The organism is Empedobacter sp. UBA3475, assembly GCF_002378465.1.
Classification (GTDB): domain Bacteria; phylum Bacteroidota; class Bacteroidia; order Flavobacteriales; family Weeksellaceae; genus Empedobacter; species Empedobacter falsenii_B.
Window position 1 is genome coordinate 1 of record NZ_DFRA01000013.1, and the last position, 9666, is coordinate 9666.

Sequence of the window (9666 nt, forward strand, 5' to 3'; positions counted from 1 at the left end):
CCTGCCTCGTAAAATAGGTCGATTATTTTAATCAGTTTTTTATTGAATAATTAAAGTAGTTTCATTTCTGTATAAAAAAATAGTCTTTATTTTTTTTAGACAATTTCTCATCATTTTTGCATCAAATTAAATGAAGAATGATTTACGGATACATCAGAGTAAGTACAGACAAACAAACAGTAGAAAATCAACGATTCGAGATCAATCAGTTCTGCGATAATCAACAATTATTCGTAACCAAATGGATAGAAGAAACAATATCAGGAGCCAAGCAAGTAGAAGATCGTAAATTAGGTAAATTATTAAAAAAAATGAAGCCTGGCGACATTTTAGTATGTTCCGAATTATCTCGTTTAGGACGTAACTTGCTAATGATAATGGGGGTACTAAACGAATGTATGAATAGAGACATACAAGTATGGACTATTAAAGATAATTACAGATTAGGTAGCGACATTAATTCAAAAGTATTAGCTTTTGCTTTTGGTCTTTCTGCTGAAATAGAACGTAATTTAATTTCTCAACGTACCAAAGAAGCTTTAGCACGCAAAAAAGCAGAAGGTGTTATACTTGGACGCCCTAAAGGCAGAAAGTCGTCTAAAATGAAATTAACAGGGCAAGAAAAACAAATTAAAGAGTTATTAGAAAAGAATGTTTCATACAGTGCCATCGGTCGCATATTAGGTGTCCATAGATTAACAGTAACATCTTTTATAAAAAACAACCCAGAAGTATTAGCATATAAATCAGATTTTTAGGGAATCATCTAAATTATCTAACTATATTTTTAGTTATTAATGTAAAAAAACCTCGCTAGAGTTTTTAAGCGAGGTTTATATTTTATTATTTTCTGTCTTAAATAATTTTGCAAAACATCTCATCCCCTCCGGGCTAGAAGAAAGCTTAGTTATTAGCGGAAGAACTTATTTTCTTACATTCTCATTCAGAGTTTGTACTAATTTATATACTGTTGTAACTGGATTTTGTTTATGATATATCAAATGTTTTTGACTCTCATATAACTCATCAGCATTTTTGATTGCTCTTTCTTGAGAGGCATGTTCATCATTTAATAGAATAGAATAAACTTTTTGACAAAATGCATATTTTTTTCCTTCTCTTTCGTAATTAATACCAAATTTTTGGCTCAATTGCTCATAATAAAATGTTCTTAATTGTTGAGCTTCGATTTTATTATAATGTAAATAAAACCATAATTCAAAAGAATCATTTGAATATGCAACTTCGTTACCTAGTGTATTTGCTTTTTCAATTGCATTGTCAAAATCAGCATATTCATCAGCACCATTTTTAAAATCCATATCAAATACACACCATACTTCATCATATTCATATTCTGAGCTTTCTATTATTTTTTGTGTGCTATCAACTAGCTTAGTTTTTGATTGACCTCCCAAATCTACAGCTTCAACCTTCAAACCTAGAACTGGAAATGATTCAAAATATAATTTTTCAGTTTGGCCTTCACAAACTATTAAAATAGATTTTCTTATCGGTATAGTTTCTATTTGATAACTACTTGGTTTAGCTTTTCTATTCCAAGCTTTGTTCTTATCTGTCTTTTTTACAGCTCTAGTTGGTTTCGGCATAATCAAAATTTAATAGAGATGAAAAATTACCTAAGAATGGAATAGCTCCATATTTACCTTGAATATAATCCTTTTCAAAAGATGCATTGTTTCTAACACCTTTAATTTCAACTAAAGTATATAAATGACTTGCACCATATTTGTCTTTTTCTACAAAGTCGATTTGGTCTCTTCGTAAAATTTCTGAACTTAAGAGATTTGTATCGTGAGTTGTAAAAATTAATTGTGAATTTTTATTTGATTCAGAGTTGAAAAGTTCAACAATTTTTTTAGTTAAAAGTGGATGAAATCTTGAATCAAATTCATCAATAATTAAAGTGCGACCTTCATTTAATGCATTAAAGATGAATGGACTTAATTCAAACATTTTGATAGTTCCTTCTGATTCTTGTCCACTTAATACAAATGGAACGTTGCCAACTTTTTTATTTCCTTCATATTGACTACGACTAGAAACGATGATATTTCCCTTTTTAAATTCTTTTTTTAAATCATCATCAGCATCTTCTGGTAAATTATCTTTAGTTATTTCAATATTTTCAATATCATTAATCCCCGTATCAGCATTTTTTAAAAAGTCTAAAATAAATTTCTTTTTATTTAAATCATCCAATGCATCACCAGCAGCTGAGTACATACCACTATGCCCTAAACCATTGATCACAATAATTGAAGAAATTGCTTTAATTACTGATTTAGACATTTTACCAAAGCCAAATGAAGCTAATGATGTTAAGAACAAAGAATTAGTTCTAAAAATAGTATTTTCATCGTCGTCAAGTAACGAAATGAATTTACTGCCTTCTTCAAAATGCTTATCATTGACTTCTAGAATTTCTTGTTCTTCTCTAATAAACAAAGTTTGTTCTCGTTTATTAGGAGTATAGAATAACCATTCACTTTTAATGCAATTTTCATCTGCCTCGAATCCATATCTGTATTTTATATTTTTAATTCTAAATACCAATTGGAAAAAAGTTGGCTCTTTTAATTTATCTACTGATAATTTAAAAGGCTCAATAATATTTAAAATTTTATCGTCTTTTACAGATGATGTTACAATACGAATAAAAGTAACTAATGCTTTAATAATATTACTTTTACCACTAGCATTTGCACCATAAATTGCTTTGGATTTAATTAATGACATTTTATCATCAATTTCAATTACATTACGCTTATCAATTGACGGATGAAATGATTTAATTTTTGCAGCAGTCATATTTAAGGTTTGTTCATCCTTAAATGACCAAAAGTTTCCGAAATTAAATTCTTCAATCATTTCTTCTTATTTTAAAATTTGTATTTTTTTTACAAATATAAGAATAAGCTTTGGGATATGTACTATATTTGGATGTTAAATAATTTGGATGTTTATACTTAAAGTATTTCGCTAACATCGTAATTTACGAAATAAATAATAAGAAAAATTTCGTAAAATTAAACTCAAATATATAAAAAAAACTATATTTTACACCTTGTTGTGTAATACAAAAAACCTCGCTTAAAACACTTAGTGAGGTTGTTATTTGTACTATATTGTGTTTTTGTAGCTAAAATTGGAGTTGTGCAACAATTACCTATGTTAGCTGCTGGCTTTTATCATTTTATTATAAACTCGCCGTCATATTCTTTACTTTCTGTATAAATTCTAAACCCAAGAATTTTCCATATTTTTGATGCATACAAACGATAATTGTATTGTTTACTAATTTCAGTTTTATTAAAAGCTATAGAATGAATTTCCAATTCTGTACCACCAATAATACCTAACTTTTCTGTTTTTACATCTGTAAATTTTATTTCATTATCTTTCTTAATATAGAATATAGATAGATTTATTTTTGAGATAATTTTATTTTCAATTAATTCATCAATTTTAAACTTTTCTGTATATGTATTAGATTTATTTGATAAGTCAATGAAATTATATTCATTTGATGAATTTTGTGAAATTATAGAAATTAATCCAATCGTTAAAATTACAGTTTTTAGAATTCCTATTTTGTTTTTAATATACTTTAATACTTCAAAGCATATAAATAAGAAATATATAAATATTGCTATATTTAATAAAATCCAAATTAATTCAAACATAAAAGTAATATTATTTTAGAGTAATGTTTTAGAAAGCTTGCTGCTAACGGTTGACGGATTTGCTAAATAAAAAATATAGCAACGAAGTTGCGTGTATTTTTTATTTAGCAAAACTCCAATTATATTTACAACAATACAGTTTACAACAGATAATCTTTCATCGAAATTTTCAAAGTCAACTATTTCTTCAAAAGGGATTTCGTTCGGATAATTTTCGATTAATTCTTTAAGCGTCTTGTTTTTCATAATGCCGTAAATCTTTATCTTTAAACGGAGAAAAATATAGTAAAATTAAAAATAATCTATATTTCTTTATACTATCCCAAACATACAACAACCATTTAACAATAAATTACGGTTTCACGTAAAACAAAAAACCTCTCTAAAATTTCTTCTAAAGAGGTTATTATTTATACTATTTTGTTTTTTATGATTAAAAATGGAGTTGCGCAACAGTTACCGATGTTAGCTGACGTTGCTTTTATCTCTTTTCATTTCTTCTGATTTCATTTTATCCACTAATTCAGTAATTCTCCTTTCATCGAATCCTAATTTTAGTTTATAATGTTCAAAATACTGATTTAATTCATTGTCTAAGTTTTGAGCTTCTTCTATTATGTCGCTAAAATATTTCAACATTTCCTTATTACCAGTTTCAGAATAAAATTTTTGAATCTCAAGTCTGAAATATTTATGTATTAAATAATTCCTTTTATCTAATACATTCTTTAATTGTAGTTTATGTTCATCAGTTAAACCATAATTTACTTTAATTTCTTGAATTAAAAGCCCCATAGTTTTTCTTGAATTTTCTACTTCATCAATTATTTCATTAACCTCTTTATTAGTTTTTGGTTTGTTTTTGAAAATTCTATTTGTCCAAAGCATTATAGAAAAAGTTTCTTCTAAACAATTTGTAATATAAATAGCTAAACCAAAATAAGCATAAATTACGCGTACTTTACCATTTTCATCTTCAAGATAATATTCATCTAAAGCTTCTTGATATTTTCCCATAATTTGATAACGTTCGTTTTGGTGCAATGTCAGTTAACGTTTTGGGGCTTTGCGAAGGAGCGGATTAGAAAGACGAAACTTTCAACTTTGCACTAACGTAGCAAAACCATTTTTTTATTTGCTAATTTACATTTTTCCAGCAAATAAAAAATGGTTTTTGCGGGTAAAAAGCATAGATGTCGAATTTGTACTTAACCCGCTCTTTTGCAAAATCCTTGTTATGGGAAGTGCTTATTCGGTTATAAATTGTTCGTAGCTATCAAGTTTCGCTTTGTCAATTTGATAGTTTCCGTTTGCATCTTTGCAGATTATTACGCTATCAAATCCAAGTTCATTCATCTTCTCGATAGTTAAAAGTTCTCCTTCTTTAACTTGAAAAACTCTACGCAATAACCAATCTGAAAGAGCTTTATTGGGATTGGTCATTAAAGCTTTCGAGTTGTCTTGACAAACTTTTGCTGAAAAAACTTCTCCTGTTGGGATTTTTAATTCAAATAATTGGTCTCTTTCAGGGAAGAAATTTGGAAATTGTTTATGGATTTCAGCAGGAATTGGTATATATACCTCTCCAAAATCTCTTTTTCTACCTCCTGCATTCCATTGATTTAATCCGCTTTTTTCAAAGACGAATTTTTCTTTGTTCTTAATTCCATAAAGTGGTAAAATGACATAATTTTCACCACGAACAAATTTATCTGTTGCAGGTTTTAAATCTTTATCTTCAAATAATTCTAAAAGTAAAGTATAAGGGTCTTCTAAAATTTCAATTGGTATTTTAAAAGCATTATCGGGAATATAAAATTTTCTGAAAAGCGTACTTTTTGAATAGTTAAAACTATAAAAATTCTTACCGTCTTCAAATTGTAAACTTGCAGAATTTTGTTTTACAGCGTGAATATTCTCGATGTCAATTTTGTCATAATCTGTTTCAAATAGAACAAGTTCACTATCTTTTCTTGCAACAATATGGTATAAAGAACTTTCAATGTTGTACAAACGATTAGCTAAATCAATTCTTTCATTTCTAAATTCGGCTAATTTATGAGCTAAATCTTTTCCTTTAAAATCAGATAAAACTCTTGAAAGTGAATTGAATTCAGCAACTTTTTCAGTGCTGTTATTTGAATTACAAACGAATGTCTTTAAACCGACACCGATTGAATTATAGTTCGCATCGAATGCTGTATCTGAACGAGATAAATTTCCTGCATCAAAACTTCTACAGAAAATGTTTTCTGCTACACGGTAATTGATAAAAGGAATTGCACTTTCGCTGAAAAGTTTTTAGGAGCTATTTCCCGCTTTACGTTTCAATCTTTTTTGTTCATTCTTCACAAAAAAGGATTTCCACTGCAATCGGGGCTATTGATTTAGTGCATAAAAGATAAAATCAGATAATTGTTCTTCATCTTCATTAAATTTCATAACGATTTTTGAAGTTAGATTATCTACAAAAGTTTGAATATCTTCCATTGATTTTAATTCTCCAAGAAATTTAAAATCTGTGTTTTTAATATCTTCAAATTCATTGAAATATAGAAAAATATCAGTTTTAAAACTGTCAGCATAATTATCTTTAATTTCAGATAAATACTCCTTTAAAATTTCTATTTTTTCTTCAAAATTTAGCATATGTCAGATATTAAATGATATTCTCTTGTTTCTTTAGATTTAATAATTCTTTCTTCAAATTTTAAGTTTTTCAATGGATTATCAATTGTAAGAAAAGTTGGTAAATCATCCATATTTAAAACTAACGTAACTATATAATCATTTTTATATTCCTGTGCTTTAAAGTATTCATTTTCAGTTAATCTAAATTTACCTTTCTTAGCTCTAATTCCTTTAACTTCCGCTAAAAATGAACTTTCATTCACATTGATTTGAAAATCATAACCATCTCCATACAAACGAGCGTCTTCAATAATACCATTTTTGAAAATGTCAATAGAATTATAATTATTCATAAAATACAATTCAGCTTCTAATCCTGTTTCTTGTAGCTTTTTAAATCTTGATTTTACAATTGGTTTTACTTCAACAAAAATATCTTTAATCTTAAAATTATCTTTCAAAAATAGTTTGACAATATTGGCATATTCAATCACATTTTCTTTTCCAAACAAACTATCAATCAGTAATTTTCTATGGATATAGGCATCGCCTTTTTGCCACCAACCTTTTCTGCTGTTTTCAAAAAATGGGTCAAACAAATCCATTCGATTTTTTACAACACTTCCAGTTTCAACTATTCCTATTTCAACAAAATATTCAAAAAATGAAAGTTTAGTTTTAAAGCCAAATTGTTTGATAAATTCTTTATCAAATTTTGCTAATCCATATCCTAATAAATTTAGGATTTCATAATTTTTGTGCTTATTTCCTTTATTCATCATCAATTAAGCTACAGATTTATAACCTTGGAAAGCAAAACACTCTTTTGGAGTTAATTTTCTTATTCCAAAATCATCTTTTATCAAAGGTACATTATGTCCACCTGCACCCATATTTGCAGTTAATGTAGGACAAACATTGCTTTTGTTTTCTTTTACATAAACTCTACGCCATTGATAAACGGTATCCTTGCTTGTTATAGTTTTAACAAGTTCAGGATAATACTGATGAGTTTCAGGATAATAATATTTATCTTCTTGTTTCTCTTTGTCTAAAATGTCATGAATTGTTTTTGTTAATTTAATTTCTTCTGGAAATTGAAAATTGGTATAATTCGGAACTTGATTCGGGTCGAATGCAACAACAAAAATTCTTTCTCTATTTTGTGGAACATTTGCGTGAGTCATTGTGTTCAAAACTTTATGAAACACTTTGTAACCCAATTTTTCTTCTAAAATTTCAAGAATAACCTTGAAGGTTTTTCCTTTATCGTGAGAAACTAAATTTTTTACATTTTCTAAAAACACAACTTTTGGTTTGTGTTTTTCTATAATTTGTTCTAAATCAAAAAATAAAGTACCTCTAGTATCTGAAAATCCTTTTCTAAGTCCCGCAATAGAAAATGCCTGACAAGGGAAACCAGCACATAAAACGTCAAATTCTTTTGGTATATAATTTTTGACTGATTCTTTTGTAATATCTCCAAAAGGAACCTCTCCAAAATTTTCACGATACGTTTTTTGAGCATCTTTATTCCATTCGCTAGTATAAACACATTTCCCACCTACATTTTGCATAGCGATTCTAAAACCACCAATTCCAGCAAATAGGTCGATAAATTTGAACGTGTAATTTTCGGGAGTTGGAAATGGAACATTTTCAACTTCGAATAATAATTGTTGTAATGCTTCTTCCTCTACAACCGAAATTTCATTTTCGTTTTTGTATTCTACATAATTTTTCAGAATACTTAAAGCTTCTTCTTTATAGTATTTTGAAACTCCGTTATGTATATTATGTAGGTAATGAGTTAATACGGCTTTTTCTTCTTCTAAAGGTTCAACAAGCTTAATCTGATAACTTTTGTTATCAAATTCCTCTATGCTTATTTTCTCTTTTATCAACATTCTCTTTTAGCTTACTTATTAATGTTGCAATTTACAAATTAAAATCAAGTTTTGTTGAATTGAGATTTTGAAATCGGATTTTTATTTTTTGTACGGACTTTCAGAAAGCATTTCCCATAACATTATTTTTCACGAAACTACTATAGCTTTAGTTTCATGTAAATAACAAATATATAAACAAATCTAGTTTATAACCATTATTGTGTAAATAAGTAAAGGGCTTCTATATAGAAGCCCTTTACTTATATTAATTTACGTATAAATAAAAAACTCAGGTGAATTTTTAACCTAAAAACCAACACCTGAGTAATAAATGAACGTCATGCCTATGACTTAAATTCATTTCAAATTTAGGATATTCATATTAAACAAGGAGTTTTTAAATACTTATCATCTTGTATATTTTTTAAATATTCTAAATTTTTATTTTTTTAGATTTCTTCTGTTTTGAAGTCAAATAAATCTTTAGGAGATTTGTTTAATCCTTTAGCTAACTCTACAATTGTTGTAATTTGAATGTTCCTTTCTCCTTTTTCAATTTTACTAATCTCACTAAAATCGACATCACATCTTTGAGCTAGTTGTCTATAGCTTAAACCTTTTTCAGTTCTAATTTTTTCGAGATTTTTTCCAAAATATATTAAATAACTTCTTTTGTTATCCTCAATTGTCATGATAATAGTTTAAGAGCAATTTCAATATTATTTGAAATAAAAATGTAGGTAAAGTTTTCTACATTAGATTTTTTTTACTATCTTTGATTAAAGAATTACAAGAATATGTAATTTTGCAATACTTATATAGAAAATATTAAGCTATTGCTTATAGTCTCGCCGTTGAAAACTGGTAATTTTTGGAACGAGATGGTAAGTAGATAAGCTCACGTCTTATGCCGTGGGCTCACTTATCTGTTCCTCGGTATACCAGTACCTCAGCGGCGGATAATGATGAGTTCCACGGTTTTTTGTTTTTGGTCGTTTCTTCCATTACAAATAACACTGAACTTCATACAATAAATAAACTTGGTTTTATTCCTCTACAAATCAAGTGAAATACACTCTCTATAAATATGTATTTCTATAAAAGAAATGCACAGATGGTTATTCGATTCTACTAGAATTGAAAAGTGATAGTAATAGATTTCTCGAAATGAAAGAGTATTAGAGAAATAATGTGTTAAAAAGTGTTAAATCCCTGTATCGGTGTATATCCAAAATGACACTTTTCTGTATCGGTTGTATATCCGAGCTATATCCATTCTGTATCCATTGTATATGCGTTCCGTATGGTTTGTTCGTGGTTCGTGTATCGGAAGGGATATGATTTTTGATTTAAGACGTGGGATTTATGATGTAAAAATTACAGATTAGATGTTAGATATGAGAATTGAAATTTTAGATTTGTACTATGTAAAAAGTAGA

Annotated in this window: 11 protein-coding genes; 1 reads left to right on the plus strand and 10 read right to left on the minus strand. The window is 27.7% G+C overall.

The annotated features are described in order from the left end of the window. Positions 1 to 137 precede the first annotated feature (137 nt). A complete protein-coding gene (locus B3I31_RS03765; RefSeq protein ID WP_291087619.1) occupies positions 138 to 758 on the plus strand; it encodes a master DNA invertase Mpi family serine-type recombinase in 621 nt (206 codons plus the stop codon). Between the two features lie 165 nt (positions 759 to 923). Here B3I31_RS03765 and B3I31_RS03770 read toward each other — a convergent pair whose 3' ends face one another. From B3I31_RS03770 to B3I31_RS03815, 10 genes are all read right to left on the minus strand, one after another. Continuing rightward, a complete protein-coding gene (locus B3I31_RS03770; RefSeq protein WP_038330386.1) occupies positions 924 to 1610 on the minus strand; it encodes an RloB family protein in 687 nt (228 codons plus the stop codon). Further along, complete coding sequence (locus B3I31_RS03775; RefSeq protein WP_038330387.1) at positions 1594 to 2892, minus strand: AAA family ATPase; 1299 nt, start codon at positions 2890 to 2892, stop codon at positions 1594 to 1596. The genes B3I31_RS03770 and B3I31_RS03775 overlap by 17 nt, the downstream gene beginning before the upstream one ends. A gap of 320 nt (positions 2893 to 3212) precedes the next feature. Then, complete coding sequence (locus B3I31_RS03780) at positions 3213 to 3707, minus strand: hypothetical protein (RefSeq protein WP_038330389.1); 495 nt, start codon at positions 3705 to 3707, stop codon at positions 3213 to 3215. A gap of 15 nt (positions 3708 to 3722) precedes the next feature. Next, positions 3723 to 3953 carry a hypothetical protein gene (locus B3I31_RS03785; protein WP_291087622.1) on the minus strand — a complete coding sequence of 77 codons (231 nt, stop codon included), beginning with the start codon at positions 3951 to 3953 and terminating at the stop codon, positions 3723 to 3725. A gap of 219 nt (positions 3954 to 4172) precedes the next feature. Further along, a complete protein-coding gene (locus tag B3I31_RS03790; RefSeq protein ID WP_291059249.1) occupies positions 4173 to 4724 on the minus strand; it encodes a hypothetical protein in 552 nt (183 codons plus the stop codon). A gap of 231 nt (positions 4725 to 4955) precedes the next feature. Beyond that, positions 4956 to 5720: a hypothetical protein gene (locus tag B3I31_RS03795; RefSeq protein WP_291087625.1), complete on the minus strand. Its 765-nt coding sequence runs from the start codon at positions 5718 to 5720 to the stop codon at positions 4956 to 4958. Positions 5721 to 6086: 366 nt separating this feature from the next. Continuing rightward, entirely contained in the window at positions 6087 to 6356 is a 270-nt protein-coding gene (locus B3I31_RS03800) for a hypothetical protein (protein ID WP_291087627.1), read from the minus strand. Continuing rightward, positions 6350 to 7117 (minus strand): DUF3883 domain-containing protein, encoded by a 768-nt coding sequence (locus B3I31_RS03805; RefSeq protein WP_291087630.1) that lies wholly within the window; start codon positions 7115 to 7117, stop codon positions 6350 to 6352. The genes B3I31_RS03800 and B3I31_RS03805 overlap by 7 nt, the downstream gene beginning before the upstream one ends. 6 nt (positions 7118 to 7123) lie before the next feature. Then, complete coding sequence (dcm, locus tag B3I31_RS03810; protein ID WP_291087633.1) at positions 7124 to 8245, minus strand: DNA (cytosine-5-)-methyltransferase; 1122 nt, start codon at positions 8243 to 8245, stop codon at positions 7124 to 7126. Between the two features lie 431 nt (positions 8246 to 8676). Next, entirely contained in the window at positions 8677 to 8919 is a 243-nt protein-coding gene (locus B3I31_RS03815; protein WP_135836432.1) for a helix-turn-helix domain-containing protein, read from the minus strand. Positions 8920 to 9666 lie beyond the last annotated feature (747 nt).

Bases quoted from the DNA above. Each gene is read 5' to 3' on its own strand.
- B3I31_RS03765 (WP_291087619.1), top strand. From the start codon at position 138: ATGATTTACGGATACATCAGAGTAAGTACAGACAAACAAACAGTAGAA.
- B3I31_RS03770 (WP_038330386.1), bottom strand. From the start codon at position 1,610: ATGCCGAAACCAACTAGAGCTGTAAAAAAGACAGATAAGAACAAAGCT.
- B3I31_RS03775 (WP_038330387.1), bottom strand. From the start codon at position 2,892: ATGATTGAAGAATTTAATTTCGGAAACTTTTGGTCATTTAAGGATGAA.
- B3I31_RS03780 (WP_038330389.1), bottom strand. From the start codon at position 3,707: ATGTTTGAATTAATTTGGATTTTATTAAATATAGCAATATTTATATAT.
- B3I31_RS03785 (WP_291087622.1), bottom strand. From the start codon at position 3,953: ATGAAAAACAAGACGCTTAAAGAATTAATCGAAAATTATCCGAACGAA.
- B3I31_RS03790 (WP_291059249.1), bottom strand. From the start codon at position 4,724: ATGGGAAAATATCAAGAAGCTTTAGATGAATATTATCTTGAAGATGAA.
- B3I31_RS03800 (WP_291087627.1), bottom strand. From the start codon at position 6,356: ATGCTAAATTTTGAAGAAAAAATAGAAATTTTAAAGGAGTATTTATCT.
- B3I31_RS03805 (WP_291087630.1), bottom strand. From the start codon at position 7,117: ATGAATAAAGGAAATAAGCACAAAAATTATGAAATCCTAAATTTATTA.
- dcm (WP_291087633.1), bottom strand. From the start codon at position 8,245: ATGTTGATAAAAGAGAAAATAAGCATAGAGGAATTTGATAACAAAAGT.
- B3I31_RS03815 (WP_135836432.1), bottom strand. From the start codon at position 8,919: ATGACAATTGAGGATAACAAAAGAAGTTATTTAATATATTTTGGAAAA.